Origin of the sequence: Actinocrispum wychmicini, from assembly GCF_004345645.1 — a bacterium.
In the GTDB taxonomy this organism is placed as follows: Bacteria; Actinomycetota; Actinomycetes; order Mycobacteriales; family Pseudonocardiaceae; genus Kibdelosporangium; species Kibdelosporangium wychmicini.
Map to the genome: position 1 here is coordinate 60,100 of NZ_SLWS01000016.1, position 21,687 is coordinate 81,786.

Genomic DNA, 21,687 nt, shown 5'->3' on the forward strand with positions numbered 1-21,687 from the left:
CCGGCCTCCGGTCTACTCCGAGCGTTTTCGGACGTAGGGGGTTACCACCAAAAGGGTGAGGAAGGCACACTGTTCGGGTGACTGCGGCGACCTGGCTCGAGGTGCTGGACGAGACCATTGGCGCTTCGGTGGTGCACCACAGACCTGACCTGGCCGAACGTCTTCGGGCCAAACGAGCCCAGCTGCTCGACCCGCAGCTGCGGGTGCTGGTGGTCGGTGAAGCCAACCAGGGCAAGAGCCAACTGGTGAACGCGTTGGTGGGCGCACCCGTCTGCGCGGTCGGCGACGATGTCACAACCGTCGCCCCCACGATCATCCGTTACGCGGAGAAACCCGTTGCGGCGCGGCTGTTGCACGACGGTACGGAAGCCGCGCCCCGCCGGGTGCCGATCCTGGTCGAGGACGCCACAGGGGTCGGCGGCGAGCCTGTCACCACGGAAGTCGGCCTGCCCCGCCAATTGCTTGCCGCAGGCCTCGTGCTGATCGACACGCCCGCGGTCGGCAGCCTGCACCAATTGCGCGCGCAGAACACCTTTGCGGCGCTGAGTGGCGCGGACGCCGTCGTGCTCGCGTCGGACGCCACCCGTGAGCTGTCACGGACCGAACTTGAGCTGCTCGCTCAGGTCCGCCGGTTCTGCCCGACGATCCTGGTGGCGCTCACCAAGATCGACCTGGCGCCGCGGTGGCGGCACGTGGCCGACCGCAACCGGGACCAGCTCGTGCGGGCCGGTATCCAGGCCCCGATCGTGCCCGTGTCGTCGATGCTGCGGCTGCGCGCGGCACAGCACGAGGACACCGAGTTGAACACCGAGTCCGGGTTCCCCGACCTGCTTGAGCGACTGCGCACGGATGTGCTCGCGGTCGCGTCGGCGCCGACTTCCCGGCACAACTTCGCCACGACCACCGGGACCGCGATCGCGGAACTGGTGGGACAGCTGAGCAAGGAGCTGGCGGTCCGGGCGGACGGCCAGGAGTCGCCGGCCGTGGCGGAGCTGCGGGACGTCCAACAGCGGATGGCGGACCTGCGGCGGCGGTCCACGCGCTGGCAGACGTTGCTGGGCGACGAGATGGCCGACCTGATGGCCGATCTGGAGTACGACCTGCGCGACCGGACCCGCAAGATCCTGCGTGCGGTGGACAAGGCGTTCGACGAGTCCGACCCGGCCAAGACGTGGGACACGTTCGAGCAGTGGTTGGGCGAGAACCTCACCGAGGCCGCCGAGACGAACTTCACCTGGCTGGTGGAACGGTCGTGGTGGGTGGCCGACCGGGTGGCCGAGTTCTTCCCGGAACGCCGGGAGATGGTGCCCGAGTCGATCTTCCCGGAGACCCGGGACACCGACCCGGGCGACGCGGACGTGCCGAAGCTGGACAAGTTCAAGCCCGGTCAGTGGATCTTCACCGGCCTGCGTGGATCGTACGGCGGCGTCCTGATGTTCGGCCTGATCACCAGCCTGGCCGGGTTGCCGCTGCTGAACCCGATCTCGATCGGCGCGGGTCTCGCCCTGGGCGGCAAGACCATCGGCGAGGAGGGCGAGTCGCGCCTCAAGCGCCGGCAGGCCGCGGCGAAAGCCGCGGCGCAGCGCCATGTCGACGACTTCTTCCTGCGGTTCTCCAAGGACTGCAAGGACGCCGCCCGCCGGATCCAGCGCGGCCTGCGGGACCATTTCACCGAACTGGCCGAGGAGATCCACCAGAACCTCGCCGACGCCGCGGCCGCCGCGCAGCGCGCCGCCCAACGGGACGCGGCCCGCCGCGACCGCCGCGACCAGGAACTGCGGCAGGCGTTGGCGAAGCTGACCGCGTTGCACGGCCAGATCCAGAGCATCGCGGGCGCGTTGCCGGCCGCGTCCCGGAACTCACTGGGGATCAGCGCGTGAGCCGTACCGTCGACGAGGCGGTTTGGGCGATCCTGCACGAGGCGTTACGGCTCTACCAGGACAGCCCGCGCGCCTCGAACTGGCTGCGCCACCACATCAGCCGGTTCGACTCGCCGCTGCGGGTGGCGGTCGCCGGCCGGCCGGGCACCGGGAAGTCCACTGTGGTCAACGCGGTGGTCGGCGACGAGATAGCCCCGATCGAGGTCAACGGCGGCCAGGTGTTCACCTGGTACCAGGACGGACCGCAGCCGCACGCGACCGTCTACATGCCACACGGGCCCGCCGGCGACCCGCCGATCGGCCGGGTGGACCGGCGGCTGGACATCGACCTCGGCGAGTTCGAGGGCGGCCAGATCACCCGGATCGTGGTGGAGTGGCCGGCCCGGATCCTGCGGGACACCACGCTGATCGACACCCCGCCGATCGCCGACGACATCGCCGAGCAGATCGCCGGCGAGGCGGACGCCCTGCTGTACCTGACCCCCCAGGTGCACATGACGGACGTGCAGTTCCTCCAGTCCATTCAGGACCATCCGGTGGCCAGGGCCGCGCCGGTCAACGCGATCCTGGTGCTGTCCCGGGCGGACGAGATCGGCGGCGGCCGCGTGGACGCGTTGCCCACAGCCAAACAGATCGCCCGCCGCCACCGCAGGGACGCCCGGGTCCGCGGGCTGTGCCAGAACGTCGTGGCGGTGTCCGGGCTGCTCGGCCAGGCCGGGCGGACCATGCCGGAGGACGTGTTCGCCGCACTCGGCGCGTTGGCCAGGTCACCCCGCGACCAGATCGAGGACATGCTGCTGTCGGCCGACAGGTTCACCCGCTCCCCGCACGGCGTGCCGGCGGCGATGCGCCGTGAACTGGCGGACCGCCTGGGCCTGGCCGGAGTGCGCCTGGCGACCGCGCTGATCCGCCAAGGAACCGACAGCACGGCCAAGCTTGGCGCGGAACTGGTGCAGCGCAGCGGGTTGACCGAGTTACGTGAGTCGATCGGCCGCCTGTTCGTGGACCGCCGTGAGGTGCTGAAGGCACGTTCGGCCTTGCTGGGACTGGACGTCGTGCTGCGGATGGAACCCCGGCCGGGCGCGGGCAAACTCGTGACCGATGTGGAGCGTGTGCTCGCCGGCGCCCACGAGTTCAGCGAACTGAGACTGCTGGCCGGCCTGGTCTCCGGCCGCACCCGACTGCCGGACGAACTCGACGCCGAAGCCCAGCGCCTGATCGGCGGCCTCGGCACCGACATCCCGACCCGCCTCGGCTTCGACCGCGCGCCGACAGACTCCGAGGTCCGCTCGGCGATCTATGACGCCCTCGCCCGCTGGCGGGAACAGACGGAAAGCCCCCTGCTGGGCAGCGCGGAACGGGACGCGGCCCGAATCGTCGTCCGCAGCTGCGAAGCCATGCTGACCCAGGCGTGATTTCTCGCGGCATTGCCGCGATTGCTGAAAAGGATGTTCCGACCGGTCGGATCAATTGATCATTGGCCGTCAGTGTTGTCCGCTAATTGTCAGGTCTGGTGACCAAGTCACGTTGTCGTCGAGGTTGACAGACTGCCGGTCCTGTCTGGTTACTTATTGCCGTGACGGGTAACAATCCGGTCTCACTGCGCTCGATTGGGTACTTCAGACGCATACATAAGCCTCTGGTGTCCGATTAGTAAACACAGAGCTGCCCACTTTCGAGAAGGGCTCCAGATGAAGATCGCCAAGGCGGGGTCGCGCCGGTGGTTGACGGTGGTCAGGGTGTCCACCGTCGCCGTTCTCCTGGGTGTGCCGTTCCTGGCCGGGCTGATCTTCCAGACCACGGAATTCGTTCGCGTCGTGGCGGTGGATCTTCGGCCGCCTGTTGATCAGCGGCAAGTGGATCAGGAGCTGCGCTCCTATGTTGACATCGCGCCAACAAAATTGCTTGTGGTCGTCTCTGAAAGCCAGGATCCGGTGCCCTGCCGGCCGGTGCCTTCGCGGCGCCGCGAAGGCACCGATGTGCCCTACTGTCCGGTCGTGGCCGGTGTCCGCCCGACAATTGTTTTGACGAGCGACACCACGCCTTCGCTCAAGGACGTGCTCGACCCGCTATATCGTGGCGCGGCGAAATACCAGCGGTATGGCACCCGCACGGCGCTGCTGGACTATGACATGTCCAGCGGGTTCAGCGTAGAGGCAGCCGTGGTCACGGCAATGCTCCTGATCGGTGCCTTCTTGCTGGTACTGATACTGACCGAACGCAGGCCGAACAGGCTGCCGCGACCGGTGCCCCGACTTGTGCCGCCCGCCGAACCTCAGCGCCCGCCAAGCCTGTCGTCCTACGGACCGGTTTCAGACCGTCCGTCCATGACGGAGCCGATCGAGCGACCAGCGCCGGCCTACTCCGTGGCCGAGCGGCATGTCATTCCCTTCACCGCGACCAGGGAACCCAGGCCGGACGAGCTCAGACAGTACTTCGAGGACCACGGTTGGCTGGCGCGGACGCTGACCCACGTCGCCGGCAGCGGCGGTTACGTCGACGTTGGCGGGGTCGTGCTCTGGGCGACGGCACACACCGAGATCGCACCCGACGCACCGGTCCGGTTGACCGTCAACGATCGGGACGGCGGCCTGATCGCCGCCCCGACCAACCGGCACCAGGCCGCATCAGACAAGGAGCCCCTTCGGTGACCCACTCCGTTGACGCACTGCCCATCCAGCCGGCCAAGAGCCGCCTGCTGATCACGCTCGTCGTCGACACCTCCAGCTCCATGCTGGAGGACGACCGGATCGGCGAGCTCAACCAGGCCCTGAGCGAGTGGCGGGCCGAGCTGATGAAGGACGACCACCTGCGCCGGCACGGCGAGATCGCGTTGGTCACCTTTGGCAACGGTCATGTGCAGGCGGTCGACCCCAGCGGCCGGACCACGCAGGCCACGACACCGTACGTGCCGATCGCCGAGTTCAGCCCGCCGGCGCTGCAGGCCGGCGGTGTCACTCCGATGGTCGAGGGCCTGCAGTACGCGCTCGACCTCCTGGCCGCCCGCCGCCAGTTCCTCCGCAAGGACGGCATCGGGCTGGTCAACCGCCCGCTGGTGTACCTGATCACCGACGGGGTGCCCACGGACAGCCAGGGACACCGCAGCGACCGCTGGCGCGCCTTCGCCCCGGCGCTTCGGCAGCAGGAGAACGGCAAACACCTGCTGTTCTTCGCGTTCGGCGTCAAGGGTGCCGAGGCCGAGGTGCTCAGCGGTCTGGCCCCGCAGTCCTGGCGGCTGCTCGCCGACTTCAACTTCGCGGAGGTGCTCACGTTCGTCTCGGCGAGCATCGAGACCGCGGCGGCGGCGTCGGCCCGTTCCGAACCGGCGGAAGTGGTGCACGCGAAGGTCCAGGACCGGTTGGACAAGGAAAGCCGGATGGATCGGTTCCTGAGGGGCGGCCCAGAGTGACGGGGGTCTTCAAGGCGGCGCGCCCCGGTGCGGACTGGCTGGTCACGGCCGTGTCCGTGATCGGTCCGCGGCACGAGCGCGGCGGGCAGCCCAACCAGGACCGGTGCCTGGTGCACCGGTTCGGCCGCGACAAGTACCTGCTTGCCGTCGCCGACGGGGCGGGCTCGCGCAGCCGCGCCGAGCTCGGTGCTGAACTGGCGGTGCGGGCGGCTCGGGACGCCGCGGAGCGGACCGTCGTCAACCGGGAGTCCCTTGTGGACTGGTGTGTCGCCCGCGACCGGTTCGCCCTGGAATGTCTCGCCCGGTTCGACCGCTTGGTCAGCGACGAGATCGCTGCCATCCGGCGATCCGACTCGTCCGCGGCCCGGTTGCGTGACTCCTTCGCCACCACGCTGCTCGCTGTTGTCGTCGCGCCGCCGTACCTGCTGTATCTGAGTGTCGGCGACTGCTTCATGGTCGTGGACCACGACAAGGACGGGCCGCGCCTGGTGGTCACCGCGCCGGAGCGCGAGCACGCCGGCGGCACGGTTTTCCTCACGTCGTCCAACCGGGATCGGGAGCTCACTCGTGGCCTGATCGTCGACAGCACGATCCGTGGTGTCGCGATCAGCTCGGACGGCTCGGCCGAGGGCCTGCTCAACAGCCGGCAGTCGGCCGACGGGCAGATCCACTACTTCGCGCCGCACGAGTTCGGCCGCTACTTCGACCGGTTCAGCGATCCCGTCTCCGGTCCGCACGACCTGGCGTCCCGGCTGGCCTCGGCCGAGTTCGCCGCCACCTCCGGCGACGACAAGACGATCATCTTCGCGGCGGTCGCCCGATCATGAGTGTCTACCTACCCAACGGTCGCCTGATCACCGTCGCCCATGAGCGGATCGGGCGGGGTGACGAGGGCATCGTGTTCCGGGTGGAGGGCACCGACGACCTGTGCGCCAAGGTCTACTTCAACGAACCGGACCAGGCCCGGCACGACCGGCTGACCGCTTTGCTGCGCGCGGAGCCGGCCCGCTGGCGTGGTGACCACGCCGAGCACGTGCATGTCGGCTGGCCGCGCGAGATGCTGGTCAACGAGGCCGGCCTGGCCTGCGGATTCCTCATGCCGCTCGTGGACGGTCAGCCGCTGACCAAGCTCTTCGAGCCGGCCATGCGCACGACCGCCGTGGACGAGCCGACCTGGCGGGTCGTGATCGTGGTGGCGGCCAGGATCGCCCGGCTGGTCACCATGTTGCACGACGCGGGGATCGTGATCGGTGACCTCAAGCCGGAGAACCTCCTGCTGTCCCGGTCCGGGCACGTCACGTTGATCGACTGCGACACCGTCCAGTTCACCGACGCGCGGACCTCGCGGGCCTATCCGTGCACCAGGTTCACCCCGGAGTACTGCCCGCCCCTGCCGGGCAACGGCACCTACCGGCCCGACCGTGGCCACGACAACTTCAGCCTGGCGATCCTGGTGTGCCAGCTGCTGATGGAGGGCAACCATCCCTTCGAGGGGGTGCCGACCGGGACGAGCGCGGCTGACGGGGCCGCCCCGGAGAACATCCGGTTGCAGAACAACAGGATCCTGTTTCCCGAGCGGCTGGTGCCGGTGACCGGCGGGATCCCGACCGAGGTCCTGCCGCCGGAGGTGGCCGACCTCGCCCGGACGTGCTTCGGTGTCGGACATCGCGACCAGGCCGCCCGCCCGTCCGCGCAGAGCTGGGCCGACGCCCTCGACCGGGCCGGCTTCCAGCTGATGGGGTGCCCGAACAACGAGCGCCACCTGTATCACCAGTCGCTGCGCGAATGCGCCTGGTGCAAGGTGACGTCGAGTGGACTGCCGGATCCGTACCCGCGGCCGCCCATCGCGAAGGTGGTCATCCCGGGCCCGGCGGCCCTGCCACGGTTCCCGGTCCGGTCGGGAACGTGGCAGCCGCCTCAGCCACCCGCGCCCCCGACCCGCCGCGATCCGGCACGCCCCGCGGCCCACCGCCCGCCGACCGCCCGGCCACAGCCGGCCGGACAGCCACAGCGCACCGGTGGTGGTGGTGCCGCGGTGGCCGTGTTCGCCGTCGTGATCGGCATCCTGCTGCTGCTCTACCTCCTGGGAGTCCGGTAATGACCGGCGACGGCCATCTCGACATCGCGGACTGGCATCCGGCCTGCCGGGTGCTCGGTCCGGGTACCCGGTACGTGCTCTGGGTGCAGGGCTGCCCGCTGTCCTGCGCGGGCTGTGTCAGTCCACAGTGGATTCCGTTCGGCGGCGGCCGGCGGGTCGCCGTCGACGATCTCGCCGCCACGATCGCGGCCACCGCGGCGGACGGGCTGACGCTGTCCGGCGGCGAGCCGTTCGCCCAGGCCGGCGCGTTGGCCCGGCTCGTCTCGCGGATCCGCGCGGTGCGGGACCTGTCGGTGATGTGCTTCACCGGCTACTCGCTGGACCACCTGGCCAGCCGGGGCGGGCCGGCCGCCGTGGCGCTGCTGTCCCTTGTGGACATCCTGGTCGACGGTCCGTACCTGGCGCGCCGGCATGCCGACCTGCGCTGGCGCGGGTCGGCCAACCAGCGAGTCCACCAGCTCACCGACCGCCACGCCGGCGACCTCGTCGGTCCGGACGTCGGTGCCGGCCTGCAGATCGAGGTGGCGGTCGACGGAACGGTCCAGTGGCTCGGCGTGCCGCCGGTCCCGGGATTCCGGGCGGAGTTCGAGCGTGCGATCGGCGTGATTCCCCAACAACCCCAAGGGGAGGAGTCGACCAGGTGAGCAGGTCGCCGAAGTACAGCGCGGTGCGGACCAACGAGGCCCGACGCCAGCAGTTGGAGCGGGAGCGCGCCGAGCGCGAGCGCAGGCGCAACGCGGAGCGCGCCAGACGAGCCGCGCTCGCGCTCGCCAAGGCGCGCACCGAGGCGAACCGGGAACTGGCTTCGGTGAGCGATCGATGTGCCCGGCTGCGTAACCAGCCTTCGGCTGCCGACACCGATCTGGAGCCGATGACCACGGTCCTGGACGTGGCGCGCAGGGCCATCGAGATCGCGTCGAGCAGTGCCGAGATGACCGCCGCGCTGCAGAAGCTTCGGGACGTGGATCGGATGCGGGTCGCCACTGAAGCCGAGGTCCTGCGCAGAAGCGAGCGCAACGCCGCGCGGAAGCTCGCCGCGCTGCGCCGGATTCTCGATGAGACGGATTCGGCCGAACGGGTCCGGTTCGACCCGGTGCGGTCCCAGGAGGTCGACCGAGCGGTCACCGCGCTCGCCAGCGCGCTTGACCGTGGCGACCTCAGGACGTTCGAACGAGACGGCGACGCGCTGCTCACCAAGGTGCGCGAGCACCGGATCGAGGTGAGTAACCAGGCGGCGCTGTACGCCGAACGGCGTACGGAGGCGTTGGTGTTGAGCGAGGAGATCGCGGCCAGGATCACCGCGCTGGTCGCCGACGCGGCGGCGGCCGAGATCGTCCTGGAGGACCTGGAGATCGCCGGTGAGGTCCTCGAACGCGTCCAGTCCGACCTGGCCGCCGACCGTCTCGACGACGCGCGCGGGCTCGCCGACAGGTTGATGACCCGGCTCGACGACGTCGAACAGAGCCTCGACAGCGCCATCGAACGGATCACCGCCCGCCGGGAGATTCTTGGGTCCATTGTGGACGTGTTGCCGAGGATGGGGTTCGCGGTCGACCCCCGTTCGGTGGTGCGAGGTTCGGACGGAAGCATCGGCCTGCACGCCAACCGGATGTCCGGGGAGAGCCTCATGGTGGTGGTGCAGGAGGACGCCGGCGAGCATCGGATCAACTACATGCGGGAGGCGGGGTCCGGGCAGCCGATCGAGGGCCGGGCCTGCACGTCGCTTCGCGAGCTCGCCGAGGACCTGAACTCGTCGGTGCGCCGCGAAGGGTTTGACACCGGCCCGGTGACCTGGGACGGCGATCCGACGCATCCCCCGGTGTCGGGCCGTCGCAAGGTCATCCCGAGCCAGACGGACATCGCGCGACGCCGGGACCGGATGACATGACCGGCCCGACCGCGCCGGCGGCGACCTGGTTCGCCCGGGCCTACCACGAGATCAAGCGGGATCGTCACCTGTTGCTGTACGGCAACATCGACGATCTGGTGCTGTGGAACGACACCTTCCAGCCGATGACGGCCGCGCTCCCCGCGTTCCTGTGTTATGTCGGCTTCGCCGCGGTCGCCCGGTACGACCTCGTGGACGGCTTGAAGTACGCCGACGACGGCAGCCAGGGGTTCGTCGAATCCAGGCTGGGCGCCCCGGCGGCCGATCCGGCCGTGCCCGTCGCCCAGCCGGAGACGCGGCGGGGTGCCCAGTTGGCCGAGTCCGAGCGGGAGCTGCTCGCCAGGATCGGCTCGGCCGGCCGACCGGTGGTGATCCGGGCGCTGGACATGTTGCACGCCAGCAGAAGGCTGCTCGATCAGCGGGACCGGGCGTGCGCGATGGTGATCGACCAGGCGGACCTGATCTTCGGCAAGGCGGGCGAGGGCGAGGACCAGTACCAGGCGAACCTGGCCTGCCTGCGGAAGATGATCACCTCGGGGGAGCACGCGCCGGACGTCGACGGCCAGCCGCTCCGCAATGTCGTGGTGTTGCTGGCCACTCGACTGAGTACGTTGCCGGACTGGGTGCACTGCAACAACCCGCACGTCGCCGTGATCGAGATACCCCATCCCAGTACGACGGAGCGGGCGGACTTCCTGCGTGGCGTGCTCGGCGGGTTTCACGGCGGGGCGGAGTTGTCGCCCGAGGAGGTCGGCCGACTCGCCGGCACCCTGGCCAACCTCACCGACGGTATGTCCATTTTGGACATACAGGCGCTGCGGGCCACCTCGCGGCTGGCCGAGATCGCCCCGACCAAGCCGCGCAAGCTGGTGCTGCGCCACCGGTTCGGGCTGCGGGACGACCCGTGGGAGCAGCTGGACATGGCCAAGGTGGTGCGGGCCGAGGAGATTCTCTCCCGACGCGTCATCGGTCAGGACACGGCCGTGCGAACCGTGGCCGACGTGCTGGTCAACGCCCGGATCGGGGTGGACTTCGTCGCCGACCCGGACGGGTCCAGCACTCAGCCGAAAGGGGTCTTCTTCTTCGTCGGGCCGACCGGTGTCGGCAAGACCGAGCTGGCCAAGGCGATCGCGGAGCTGGTGTTCGACGACGAGACGGCGCTGCGCAGGTTCGACATGAGCGAGTTCAGCCAGGAGCATGCCAGCGAACGGCTGACCGGCGCGCCGCCTGGTTTCGTCGGCTATGAGAACGGCGGTGTGCTCACCAACTGGATGCTGGAGCGACCGTTCAGCGTCGTGCTCTTCGACGAGATCGAGAAGGCCAATCCGAAGATCTTCGACAAGTTCCTGCAGATCATCGATGACGGCCGGTTGACCGACGGGCTGGGCCGCACCGCGCATTTCTCGCAGGCCGTGGTCATCTTCACCTCCAACCTCGGCGCGAGCGACCTGGCCCCGCTGATGTCGGGCTACCCGGCGGACGCCCCGCCGCCCTACCCGGTGGTACAGGAGCATTTCCGTGGTGCGGTGGCTGAGTATCTCGCCCAGTCGCTCGGGCGGCCCGAGCTGCTCGGCCGGTTGGGCAGCGGCATAGTCGCCTTCGACATCCTCCGGGCCGACATGATCGCCAAGATCGTCGGGAAGTTCCTCGGCCAGCTCGGCGCGTCGGCGGCCGCACGCGGCTACGAGCTGATCTTCGACCGACGCGCGATCGACAAGGCCGTCACGGATGCCGTCACCGGCAACGGTTCCGCGCTCGGCGCCCGGCAGATCCGCAGCCCGCTGCTTGAGGAGTGGGTGCGGCGTCCGCTCAACCGGTGGCTGATCGAACACGCGCCGCCGCCCGGGAGCCGGCTCTGGGTGCACCGGGGGAAGGGCAGCCCGCCGTTCGTCGTGGACGAGTTCCCCGCGGAGGACACGTGATGGACCCGCAGCCCAGTACCGAGCTGACGATCACCGACCTCGGCAACGAGTTGGAGCGCTACGAGCTCGCCGCGACGCTGTCGCCGGCGGAGTTCGACGACTACTACGCCAAGGAAGTGGAGCTGGAGTCCCGGCTGCTCGCCTTCGCCGATCAGCACGTGGCCGAGCTGGAGTTCGGGCAGGCCAAGGACATGCTCGGGCAGATCGTCAGCCTGAACCAGGAGATGCGTTCGGTCGCCGGCCGCCAGCTGGACCGGGCCGATCCCGGTGACGTCGCCTACCGCGAGCGGCTGGTGGCGGCGCAGGAGGCCGCGACCGGGCTGATGATGCTCATCCAGGGGCAGATCCATCAGCACCAGGCGGAGGAGCACATGCTGTCCGGCCGCTTGCCGGACGCACGGAGCAGCCTTGAGACGGCAGCCGCGTGCTACGGCGATCTCACGTCCAGCGCGACGCCGCACAGCGCCATCGGCGAGATCGCCCAGGCGTCCATGGTCACGCGGATCGAGTTCCTGGACGGCACCGCGGCGATGCAGCGCGGCCGTTACGAGAGCGCGAAGGAGTTCTTCGAGGAGGCGTACGCCAAGTACGGACTGTTCGCCGAGGAGCTGGCCAGGGAGACCGAGGGCGTCGACGACCGTTTCCTCAGCCCCGTTGACCACTTCCAGCGTGAGTTCGCCGAGCAGTCGACCTATACCTGCATCATGATCAAGTACCTGGATTTCTTCTGTCAGATCCAGGCGGGGAACTACGAGGACGCGGTCGCCTATGTGACCGACGCGGTGACCCTGTACGAGGCATGGCTCAACCGGGCGATCGCCGTGTCGTTGCCGAACGTGGTGCAGCAGGTTCGGCGCATGGAGCTGGAGTACTTCCGGGGGTGGCAGGCGTGGGGCCGGGCCGAACAGGCCATTCAGTTGCGCGAGTGGGACGAATGCGGCAACCACATCCGCAACGCCCGGAAGTTCTGGTTCATCAGCAGTGACATTTCCCGACGACACGCGCTGCTCGGAGTCATGACACCGCAGTTTCAGACCGCCAACGCGGAAATGCTCCTGCGCAGCACGTTGCGCAGGCGGGCCAGCGAGCAACGGCTGCACGAGGAGATCGGCCGGCTGCTCGAGGAGAACCGGCAACTTCGAACCAACATCACCCATTACTCGGGAGGAACCGTGACCCACGGGAACAAGATCAGTGTCGGCCGGGACGCCATCGGGCCGATCACGTCCGGTGACGACGCGACCGTGCACACCGGCGCCGTGACCTCGTCGAAAACCGCGGACTCCGGCGCAACCGTGATAGGCACCGAATCGGCGACGAACACGGCCAATCTCGCCGATCTGCGCGCGTTGGCAGAGCAGTTGGCCGACCTACGGGAGGTCATGGCGGCCGGCGCGGCCACGGACGGGCAGCGGGAGTCTGTGCGGCAGATCGAACTGGCCGAGGAGCAGGCGAAGGTGGGTGACGGGTCGCGCCTGAAGGAGCACCTCAAGGCCGCTGGCCGGTGGGCCCTCACCGTGGCCGAGCGGCTCGCGCTGACCGCAGCCGAGACCGCCATCAAGAGCAGCTTGGGATAGTTCCCTGAGCAGTGTCACATCAAGCTACTCACGGGTAGCATGCCGGGCATGACGTGGATGGTGTACGGCGCCAACGGATACACCGGGCAGTTGGTCGCTCGGGAGGCGGTGGCCCGCGGTGAGCGGCCTGTGCTTGCCGGGCGCAGCGGGAAGGTCGCCGAGCTGGCCGGTGAGTTGGGGCTTGAGCACCGCGTCTTCGACCTGTCCGACGCGAAGGCCGGGTTGGCCGGCATCGCGGTGGTGGCTCATTGCGCCGGGCCGTTCTCGGCGACCGCGCGGCCCATGGTGGACGCCTGTGTGGCGACCGGCACGCACTATCTGGACGTCACCGGTGAGATCGACGTGTACGAGGCGATCTTCGCCCGGGACGCCGAGGCCAAGGAGGCCGGGGTGGTGTTGCTGCCGGGCGCGGGTTTTGACGTCGTGCCCAGCGACTGTTTGGCGGCGATGCTGGCGGAGGCTTTGCCGGGGGCCACGCACTTGCGGCTCGCGTTCGCGGCCGGCGGCGGCCTGAGCGGCGGCACTTTGCGGACCACTGTTGAAGGGATGGCAACGGGTGGACGGGCACGTGTCGACGGCAAGGTGGTGACCGTGCCGATGGCGCACAGCACGATGACCGCGTTCTTCCCGTCGGGTCCGCGGACGGTGATCTCCTTGCCGTGGGGCGATGTCGCCACCGCCTATCGGTCGACCGGGATTCCCAACATCGTCACGCACATCTCCGTGCCGATGGCGGCCGGGCTGGTGCGCCGGGGGCAACGGCTGGCCGCGCCGATCATGCGCACCGCCTTGGGGCAGCGGGTCGGCAAGTCGCTCGCCGGCCTGGTCAGCGGGCCGGGGGAGAAGCGTCGCAGCCACAGCCGGGCCGAGTTCTGGGGTGAGGTGAAGGACGCCGACGGCCGACGAGCCACCGGGACGCTCGTCACCCCGAACACGTACTCGATCACCGCCGACGCCGTGATCCGGATCGCGACGAAGGTCGCCGAGGTCACGCCCGGGGCGCACACACCGGCGACCGCGTTCGGCGCGAAGTTCGTCCGTGAACTCGACGGGGTCACGGTCGGCCCGACCGTGGTTCTTCAGCCGTAATGGCGCAGCGCCGGCCACTGTTGTGACCACGGGAGCACGGGCCCGGCGCAGACCATCACCGGTGCGTCCCACTCGCTGTTGTGGATCCCGGCCTGGTTGGTGATCCGGGCGGCGACTCTGCAGTCACGCAGGAACTGGGCGAGCTTGCCGCCGACGGCTATCACTGTGGCGCCGTCCGGTGGCGGTCCCCAGGTGCTGTAGGCGTTGTGGCCGCTGTAGGCGTGCGGCAGGCCGAGTGCCGGCCCGTAGCGGTCGATCGCGCCGGCCTCGCCGTAGTTGCCGGCCAGGATCGCGACTTGGGCGCCGGTCGGCACGGTGTGGCGGACGTCGGCGACGGTCTGGACGAACTCGGGCCAGCCGATCATCTCGCCGACGTCGACGTTGAGCGCGACCACGGGACGTGCCTGGTCCGCGGGCAGCACAGGCAGGGCGATGGTGGCGTTGACGAGCGCGCTCACGGCGATCGCGGCGATCAGCACGACGTGGCGCGCCCTGGTCCGGAGCCAGTCGTCGACCTGGACGGCCCCGGCGCCGAGCAGCACCGGCAGCAGGCCGGCGAGGTAGTAGGGCTTGCCGCCGGTGGCCATGAAGACGACCGCGAGCACCGCCCACGCCCAGCCGACGAACCGGAACTGGCGGTCCTGGAACAGTCGCACCAGCCCGGCGATCCATACCGGCGCGAGCAGCGGGCTGACCAGCAGGAACTGGAACGGCACCACGGCCCACCACGGCTGGGAACTCGTCGAGCCGCCCGCGGCGATCGACCGTGAGACGTCGAACTGGGGCCAGCCGTGCCCGGCCTGCCAGACGATCCACGGCAGCCACAGGACGACCGCGATCAGCGCGCCGAGCCACACATACCGGTTGAGCAGCAGTCGCCGCGGCCCGGCGACCACGACCCCGGCGAGCAGGCCGACCATCAGGAACGCCGGCAGCGGCTTGTTGAGCAGCCCGATCCCGAGCACGACACCGACACCGAGCCAGAGCCGGTCCCGGCCGGTCCGGACCGCCCGCACCACCAGCCAACTGATCGCCGTCCACACCAAGAGGTCCACTGTGGACGTACTCAGCCAGTGCCCGTCGAACAGAACGATGCTCGACACCGCGGCACAGCCGGCGGCGATCAGCTCGGCGCGACGCGAGCCGCCGAACTCCCGGGCCAGCAGACCGGCCAGCAGCACGATGCCACCCGCGGCGAGCGCGGACGGGATACGCAGCACCAGGAACGACCCCGGCGAGATCTCGGTCATCGCTCGGGCGATCAGCGGGGTGACCGGTCCCTGGTCGGCGTATGCCCAGTCCAGGCGCTGCCCGGCTGCGAGGAAGTACAACTCGTCGCGGTGGTAGCCGTAGCCGGACGTGACCGCCAGCAGAACAACCACCACCGCACCAGCCAACAGCACAAGCCCGTAGCGAGAAGCCCCCATGCGCACCGCGACAACGTACGGCAGTCTCGATCAACGGGCCAGCAGCGAACCGATCTCCTGGGCCGCCGGGCCCTGCTCGGTCAGGTGCCGCAGGTTCTCGGGCACCTCCTCGCCGCGGTGGGCGATCGCCTGCGCGTACAGGCGGCCGGCGCGGTACGACGAGCGCACGAGCGGGCCGGCCATCACGCCGGCGAAGCCCATGGCCTCGGCCGCTTCCTTGTGCTCGACGAACTCCTCCGGCTTCACCCAGCGGTCGATCGGGTGGTGCCGCGGGCTGGGCCGCAGGTACTGGGTGATCGTCACGATGTCCGTGCCGGCCTCGTGCAGGTCGCGCAGGGCCTCGGTGACCTCGTCCGGGGTCTCGCCCATGCCGAGGATCAGGTTGGACTTGGTGACCAGGCCGAACTCACGGGCCTGGGTGATCACCGACAGGGACCGCTCGTAGCGGAAGCCGGGCCGGATCCGCTTGAAGATCCGCGGCACGGTCTCCAGGTTGTGCGCGAGCACCTCCGGCCGGGACCCGAAGACCTCGGCCAGCTGGTCGGTGTCGGCGTTGAAGTCCGGGATCAGCAGTTCGACGCCGGTGCCCGGGTTCAGGCTGTGGATCTGCCGGACGGTCTCGGCGTACAGCCACGCCCCGCCGTCCGCCAGGTCGTCGCGCGCGACACCGGTGACGGTCGAGTACCGCAGGCCCATGGCCTGCACGGACTCCGCGACCTTCCGGGGCTCGGTGCGGTCGAGCATGGCGGGCTTGCCGGTGTCGATCTGGCAGAAGTCGCAGCGTCGGGTGCACTGGTCACCGCCGATCAGGAACGTGGCCTCCCGGTCCTCCCAACACTCGTAGATGTTGGGACAGCCGGCCTCCTCGCAGACCGTGTGCAGTCCTTCCCGGCGCACCAGGCTCTTCAGCGCGGTGTACTCCGGGCCCATCCGCGCCTTGGTCTTGATCCACGGCGGCTTCTTCTCGATCGGGGTCTGGCTGTTGCGGACCTCGACACGCAGCAGCTTTCGTCCCTCCGGCGCCACAGTCACATTCGTTAGATTACGCCCCGGGTGAGCGTGTCCGGGATCACGCGGGGTCCGGGGTGATCCCGGTCAGCGACGCGGTCAGCTCCCAGAGCGCTCGGCCGTTCGCTGGATCGGCCGCGGCGGCCCGCATCGGGATCCGGGTCGGCGCGCCCCACATCTCAAACGCCCAGCGTGGACCGAAGTACTCGCCGCCCCGCACGTCCGGCGCGGTCGCCGCGTACAGCTGGGGGAGCGCGCCGTCCTCGACCGACTGGCAGCCGATCTTCACCGCCCAACCGAGAACCTTGGCCGCCCGGGGGAAGCCCCGCAGCCGCGCCGCGTTGGCGACCAGGTCGGAGTCGGACATCCCGGGGTGTGCGGCGACGCTGACCAGGCCAAGGCCGGCAGATCTGGACCGACGGTCCAGTTCGGCCGTGAACACCAGATTGGCGAGCTTCGACTGGTTGTACCCAGCCGCCGGCGAGTACTGGCGGCGGGTGAAGTTGGGATCGGCCAGGCTGAAGCCGCCGCCGCGGGCGGCGATGCTGGACACGGCGACCACGCGCCCGTCTCGGAGCGCCGGCATCAACAGCCAGGTCAAAACGGCGTGGCCGAGGTGGTTCGTGCCGAACTGGAGCTCGAAGCCGTCGGTGGTGTGCCGGAACGGCGTACCCATCACACCGGCGTTGTTCATCAGCACGTCGAGCTTGTCGCCGGTGCGTTCCCGGACGTCAGCCGCGGCTTTGCGGACCGACGCCAGGTCGGCCAGGTCGAGCTCGACCAGTTCGGCTCTGCGGCCCACCAGCGCGACCGCGGCCCGGCCCCGCTCGGCCGACCGGCAGCCGAGCAGGACTCGGGCGCCCATCCCGGCCAGCACCCGAGCGCTGCGTAGACCGAGGCCCGAGTTGGCGCCGGTGATCAACACCGTCCGCCCGGTCTGATCCGGAATGTCCGCCTCTGACCAGCTCATCCCCTGAGCCTAAAGTGCCCTATGAGCTGGCTACGAGCCGCCGAATGAGTTGCTCGACCGGGCTGCCGGCCGCAGGCGACGCCGCCGTCCGCAGCAGAGCCTCGAAGGCCGTACCCACGCGGGTGATCTCGTCGACCGGCTCGTGCGGCTCGGCGAGGCCCGCCGCCAGGGCGAGCGTCCGCTTCTCCGCGTCCACCATCGGACGCAGTTCGGGGTACCGCGCGGCATGCGTCGACAACACCGCGTGCAACGTCGGATTGTCCGTGGCGGTCCGCCGCCACGCCGCGGACACGGCGTCCACCGGGTCCTGGTCCGACGAAAGTGCCACCCCCAGAGCGCCGGTGAGCTTGAGCGTCCACCGGTAGTGCAGGGCCAGCAGTAGTTCCGCCGGACCCGAAAAGGCATCGGATCGGGGCAGTGGCCCAGCCGGATCACGTTGGGCTCGCACCAGCACCGAGTCAAGCGCGTCTCTGCGCTTGTAGTAGTCCGTCCAGCTCATGGCTTTCCTCCTGGAGCCGTGACCTGGTCATACCGCGGGTTTGCGGCATACCGTCGGTATGTCCCGACACGATCAACATACCACGAGTACGTACCGGCGGTATGTCGTAATCTTGTGAGCGTGGTGACACTGGTGTCGTGGGCATGATCCGGTCGAGACGAGCGGACTATTCGGAATCGACCAAACAGGCGCTGGTCGACTCCGCGATCGACCTGTTCACCCGCAACGGCTACGCGGCCACCTCGCTCGACGCGATCGTCAAACGCTCCCGGGTCACCAAAGGCGCGCTGTACCACCACTTCAGCGGCAAACAGGCGCTGTTCGAGGCCGCGTTCAACCAGGTCGAGCAGAAGGCGATGGAACGGCTCACCGCGGCCGTCCACGGCGACGGCGAGCCGTGGGACCGGGCCATGGACGGCGTGCAGGAGTACATCCGCGTCTGCCTGGAGTCGAGCTACCAGCGGCTGGTCATCCGCGAGGCCCCGGTGGTGATGGGGATCGAGCGGTGGCGCGAGGCCGAGGAGCAGTTCAGCTTCGGCATCGTCAAGCACGTGGTGGAACTGCTGATCGACGCGGGCGAGATCGGCGACGTGCCGGTCGAGGTCACCGCGCGGATGATGTTCGCGTCCCTCGCCGCCGGCGCGATGATCATCGCCGACGCCGGCGACCCCAAGAAAGCCAGCGCGGACGTGTTCACCGCGCTCATCCACATGATCGAGGGCATCCGGCGCAAGGGGTGACTAACGTGTTCGACGTGGAACTACGGATCTTCACCGAGCCCCAGCAAGGCGCGACCTACCATGACCTGCTGAAGGTGGCGCGGGCCGCCGAGGACGCGGGCTACGACGCGTTCTTCCGGTCCGACCACTACCTGGCCATGGGCGTCGACGGCATGCCCGGCCCGACCGACGCGTGGATCACCCTGGCCGGCCTGGCCGTGCAGACCAGCCGGATCCGGCTGGGCACCCTGATGACCCCGGCCACGTTCCGGCTGCCCGGCCCGCTCGCGATCAGCGTCGCCCAGGTGGACCAGATGTCCCGGGGACGCGTCGAGTTCGGCTTCGGCAGCGGCTGGTACGCCGACGAACACACCGCGTACGGCATCCCGTTCCCGCCACTGGGCGAGCGGTTCGACATCTACGCCGAGCAGCTGGAGATCCTCACCGGACTGTGGGGCACCCCGTTGGGGGAGAAGTTTTCGTTCAGTGGCAAGCACTACCAGCTGACCGACTCGCCGGCCCTGCCCAAACCCGCCCAACGTCCCCGGCCGCCGGTCCTGATCGGCGGCGCCGGCGCGAAACGGACCCCGGCGCTGGCCGCCCGGTTCGCCGACGAGTTCAACATCCCGTTCCACGGCCCGGACGACGCCGCCGCGCAGTTCGAGCGGGTGGACGCGGCGTGCCGCGCGATCGGCCGTGACCCCGCGGGCATGATCCGGTCAACGGCCCAGACCACGTGTGTCGGCTGGGACGACGCCCAGGTCGCCCGGCGCGCCGAGGCCATCGGCAAGAACGTCGACGACCTGAAGGCGAACGGGATCTGCGGCACGCCGGCCGAGGTCGTCGACCGGATCGGCCAGTGGGTGGAGAAGACCGGGATCACCCGGGTCTACCTGCAGATCCTGGACCTCACCGACCTGGACCACCTGGACCTGATCGCCGCCGAGGTGGCTCCTCAGCTCTGAGGCCGCAACGCGAACGTCACTCCCGGGGTCTCGGGCTCGGCCGGCCTGGGCAGCCACTGGTCGGTCACCGGCAGCGTGCCCGCCAGGCTGTCGAGCACGAGGTCCCGGGCGGACGGCAGCACGTCGGCCACGGTCACGTCCTGGCCGAGCTCCCAGCTCAGGGACGTCACACCGGCGTCGCGGATGCCGCACGGCACGATCCGGTCGAACGCGCTCAGGTCGGCGTCGCAGTTGATCTCGAAGCCGTGCATGGTCACGCCACGCTGCACACGGATGCCGATCGCGGCGATCTTGCGCTCCGGGCGGCGGTCGTCCGCGGGCAGCCACACCCCGCTGCGGCCCTCGACCCGGCCGGTCCGCAGGCCGAACTTGGCGCACACGGCGATGAGCGCCTCCTCGATCCGCCGCACGTACTGCACGACGTCGATCGGGTCGGCGAGCTTCACGATCGGGTAGCCGACCAGCTGGCCGGGACCGTGCCAGGTGATCTTCCCGCCGCGGTCCACGTCGATGACGGGCGTGCCGTCGGTGGGGCGCTCGTCGGGCAGGGTGCGTTTGCCGGCCGTGTACACCGAGGGGTGCTGTAGCAGCAGGAACGTGTCCGGGCCGGCGTCGTCGGCGCGGGCTTCAAGCAGTTCGCGCTGCATGTCCCAGGCGGCCAGGTAGTCGATGGTGCCGATCTCGCGCGTCACCACGGGCTGCGTGCTGGCGCGGCACGATGTCTCCGCAACGATCACCCTCGAACTCTACGCCCTTCGAACCGGCACCAATCGGAGGACCAAAGCGAAGATCAGACCGACTCCGGTCACACCGATCACCGCGCCGATCACGTCCGTGAGCCAGTGCACGCCGAGCATCACCCGGCACGCGGCCGCGCCCGCCGTCAGCGCAGCGGCCAACGCGATCACCCACGGCAGCGCGCGCCGCGCGAACCACGCGCACAGCAGGACAGCGGTGAACCCAACGCACGCCACGGACACTGTGTGCCCGCTCGGGTACGCGAACTCCGGGTACAGCCGTGGCCGCAGGCGCTTGAAGACGTCCTTGAACAACGACAAGCCGCGGCACGCCAACAGCACGACCAGGCAGCGCAGCACCACACCGGCTTCCCAGTTGCGGTCCTGGATCCACATGAGAACGACCAGACCGGCCAGTGCGACGGCCGCCACGATCGGCACGATCGGGCCGAGAATGTCGGTCAGGACCTGAACTGTCCTGTCGTTCACGTACGTCGTGCCGATCGCGTCCGAGATCTGGGTGTCGATCCACGGCACGGAGTCCCGCACCCACAGCCCCAGCAGAAGGAACACGGCAACGAGCGCGGCGCCCCAGATTCCGGCCTTCTTCACAGCACCGACCTCAACGCCGGCTCGACCAACGAATACTCGAACTTGAACCCGTTGTCCTGCAACACTTTTGGTACCACGCGCTGGCTGGCCAGCGCGGCGTCGTCGACCAGTTCGGTGCCCAGCACGGCCCGCAGCGCGAACTTCGGCACCACCCAGGGCGCCGGGCGACCGAGGACGCGGGCCAGCACGCGGGTGAACTCGGCGTTGGTGACCGGGTTCGGCGCGGTTAGGTTGACCGGGCCGGTCACTGTGTTGGTCAGGGTGAACATGATGGCCGCGATCTCGTCCTCGTGGTGGATCCACGGCATGTACTGGCGGCCGTCGCCGAGCCGCCCGCCGAGCATCACCGAGAACAGTGTCCGCAGTGGACCGAGCAGACCACCGCGCGGGGACAGCACAAGACCGGTCCGCAGGGTCACGACCCGCGCGCCGGCCTCGGTCGCGGCCGTGGTCGCGGCCTCCCACTCAGTGCACATCGTGGACAGAAACCCGGTGCCCGCCGGGGTCGCCTCGTCGATCTCGGCGGCGCCGTGGTCGCCGTAGTAGCCGACCGCGTTCGCGTTGACCAGCAACGGGATCCGGTGTTCGGCGACGGCCGCGGCGAGCACCTCGGTCGGCTCAATCCGACCGTCCACAATCGCCTGCTTGCGCGCGCCGGACAGCCGGTTGAGGGTGATCGCCGGACCGCACAGGTTGACCACGGCGTCGACGCCGTCCAAAGCGCCGTCCTCGATCCGCGCGGCCGGCGGGTCCCACGTACGTTCGTCCGCCGCGGTCGCGGGCCGCCGGACCAACCGGACCACCTCATGCCGGTCGCGGCGGAGCGTGGCGACGAGCTCGGTCCCGATCAGGCCGGACGAGCCAGCCACAACGACACGCATGTGCCT

At 69.5% G+C, this 21,687-nt stretch carries 20 protein-coding genes; 13 read left to right on the forward strand and 7 right to left on the reverse strand.

Features of this window, described 5'->3' with window-relative positions:
- Positions 1–77 precede the first annotated feature (77 nt).
- From EV192_RS47735 to EV192_RS47785, 11 genes are all read left to right on the forward strand, one after another.
- Positions 78–1,880 (forward strand): dynamin family protein, encoded by a 1,803-nt coding sequence (locus EV192_RS47735; RefSeq protein ID WP_207926854.1) that lies wholly within the window; start codon positions 78–80, stop codon positions 1,878–1,880.
- The gene (locus EV192_RS47740) at positions 1,877–3,295 is read left to right on the forward strand and encodes a GTPase family protein (protein WP_132125428.1); all 1,419 of its coding nucleotides are present in this window, start codon (positions 1,877–1,879) and stop codon (positions 3,293–3,295) included. Before EV192_RS47735 ends, EV192_RS47740 begins: the two co-directional genes overlap by 4 nt.
- 324 nt (positions 3,296–3,619) lie before the next feature.
- Positions 3,620–4,531 (forward strand): hypothetical protein, encoded by a 912-nt coding sequence (locus tag EV192_RS47745; protein ID WP_132125429.1) that lies wholly within the window; start codon positions 3,620–3,622, stop codon positions 4,529–4,531.
- Positions 4,528–5,289 carry a vWA domain-containing protein gene (locus tag EV192_RS47750; RefSeq protein ID WP_132125430.1) on the forward strand — a complete coding sequence of 254 codons (762 nt, stop codon included), beginning with the start codon at positions 4,528–4,530 and terminating at the stop codon, positions 5,287–5,289. The genes EV192_RS47745 and EV192_RS47750 overlap by 4 nt, the downstream gene beginning before the upstream one ends.
- Complete coding sequence (locus EV192_RS47755) at positions 5,286–6,116, forward strand: PP2C family serine/threonine-protein phosphatase (RefSeq protein ID WP_165960976.1); 831 nt, start codon at positions 5,286–5,288, stop codon at positions 6,114–6,116. Before EV192_RS47750 ends, EV192_RS47755 begins: the two co-directional genes overlap by 4 nt.
- Positions 6,113–7,387, forward strand: a complete 1,275-nt coding sequence (locus EV192_RS47760; RefSeq protein ID WP_132125431.1) for a protein kinase domain-containing protein — start codon at positions 6,113–6,115, stop codon at positions 7,385–7,387. The genes EV192_RS47755 and EV192_RS47760 overlap by 4 nt, the downstream gene beginning before the upstream one ends.
- Complete coding sequence (locus tag EV192_RS47765; RefSeq protein WP_165960977.1) at positions 7,387–8,031, forward strand: 4Fe-4S single cluster domain-containing protein; 645 nt, start codon at positions 7,387–7,389, stop codon at positions 8,029–8,031. Before EV192_RS47760 ends, EV192_RS47765 begins: the two co-directional genes overlap by 1 nt.
- A complete protein-coding gene (locus EV192_RS47770; protein WP_132125433.1) occupies positions 8,028–9,275 on the forward strand; it encodes a coiled-coil domain-containing protein in 1,248 nt (415 codons plus the stop codon). The genes EV192_RS47765 and EV192_RS47770 overlap by 4 nt, the downstream gene beginning before the upstream one ends.
- Positions 9,272–11,197 (forward strand): AAA family ATPase, encoded by a 1,926-nt coding sequence (locus tag EV192_RS47775; protein ID WP_132125434.1) that lies wholly within the window; start codon positions 9,272–9,274, stop codon positions 11,195–11,197. The genes EV192_RS47770 and EV192_RS47775 overlap by 4 nt, the downstream gene beginning before the upstream one ends.
- Positions 11,197–12,774 (forward strand): hypothetical protein, encoded by a 1,578-nt coding sequence (locus EV192_RS47780; RefSeq protein ID WP_132125435.1) that lies wholly within the window; start codon positions 11,197–11,199, stop codon positions 12,772–12,774. Before EV192_RS47775 ends, EV192_RS47780 begins: the two co-directional genes overlap by 1 nt.
- Positions 12,775–12,822: 48 nt before the next feature.
- On the forward strand, positions 12,823–13,863 hold the full coding sequence (locus tag EV192_RS47785) for a saccharopine dehydrogenase family protein (RefSeq protein ID WP_132125436.1): 1,041 nt from the start codon (positions 12,823–12,825) through the stop codon (positions 13,861–13,863).
- Here the strand turns inward: EV192_RS47785 and EV192_RS47790 are convergent.
- The 4 genes from EV192_RS47790 to EV192_RS47805 form a co-directional block, all read right to left on the reverse strand.
- Positions 13,854–15,245 carry a glycosyltransferase family 39 protein gene (locus EV192_RS47790; protein ID WP_165960978.1) on the reverse strand — a complete coding sequence of 464 codons (1,392 nt, stop codon included), beginning with the start codon at positions 15,243–15,245 and terminating at the stop codon, positions 13,854–13,856. The two genes, EV192_RS47785 and EV192_RS47790, sit on opposite strands and share 10 nt — an antisense overlap.
- Positions 15,246–15,320: 75 nt before the next feature.
- A complete protein-coding gene (lipA, locus tag EV192_RS47795) occupies positions 15,321–16,322 on the reverse strand; it encodes a lipoyl synthase (RefSeq protein ID WP_132125438.1) in 1,002 nt (333 codons plus the stop codon).
- Between the two features lie 37 nt (positions 16,323–16,359).
- Positions 16,360–17,268: an oxidoreductase gene (locus EV192_RS47800; protein ID WP_132125439.1), complete on the reverse strand. Its 909-nt coding sequence runs from the start codon at positions 17,266–17,268 to the stop codon at positions 16,360–16,362.
- Between the two features lie 19 nt (positions 17,269–17,287).
- On the reverse strand, positions 17,288–17,767 hold the full coding sequence (locus tag EV192_RS47805) for a hypothetical protein (RefSeq protein ID WP_132125440.1): 480 nt from the start codon (positions 17,765–17,767) through the stop codon (positions 17,288–17,290).
- A gap of 146 nt (positions 17,768–17,913) precedes the next feature.
- On the opposite strand from EV192_RS47805, the gene EV192_RS47810 reads away from it, so the two are divergent.
- Both EV192_RS47810 and EV192_RS47815 read left to right on the forward strand, forming a co-directional pair.
- Positions 17,914–18,507, forward strand: coding sequence for a TetR/AcrR family transcriptional regulator (locus tag EV192_RS47810; RefSeq protein WP_132125554.1), 594 nt, complete (start codon positions 17,914–17,916; stop codon positions 18,505–18,507).
- Between the two features lie 14 nt (positions 18,508–18,521).
- Entirely contained in the window at positions 18,522–19,451 is a 930-nt protein-coding gene (locus tag EV192_RS47815) for an LLM class F420-dependent oxidoreductase (protein WP_132125555.1), read from the forward strand.
- Here EV192_RS47815 and lipB read toward each other — a convergent pair.
- From lipB to EV192_RS47830, 3 genes are read right to left on the reverse strand one after another with little or no spacing between them, the layout of a single operon-like run.
- Positions 19,442–20,188, reverse strand: coding sequence for a lipoyl(octanoyl) transferase LipB (gene lipB, locus EV192_RS47820; protein WP_132125441.1), 747 nt, complete (start codon positions 20,186–20,188; stop codon positions 19,442–19,444). The genes EV192_RS47815 and lipB overlap by 10 nt on opposite strands.
- A gap of 9 nt (positions 20,189–20,197) precedes the next feature.
- Positions 20,198–20,800, reverse strand: coding sequence for a phosphatase PAP2 family protein (locus EV192_RS47825; RefSeq protein ID WP_132125442.1), 603 nt, complete (start codon positions 20,798–20,800; stop codon positions 20,198–20,200).
- Positions 20,797–21,681 (reverse strand): TIGR01777 family oxidoreductase, encoded by an 885-nt coding sequence (locus EV192_RS47830; protein WP_132125443.1) that lies wholly within the window; start codon positions 21,679–21,681, stop codon positions 20,797–20,799. Before EV192_RS47830 ends, EV192_RS47825 begins: the two co-directional genes overlap by 4 nt.
- Positions 21,682–21,687 lie beyond the last annotated feature (6 nt).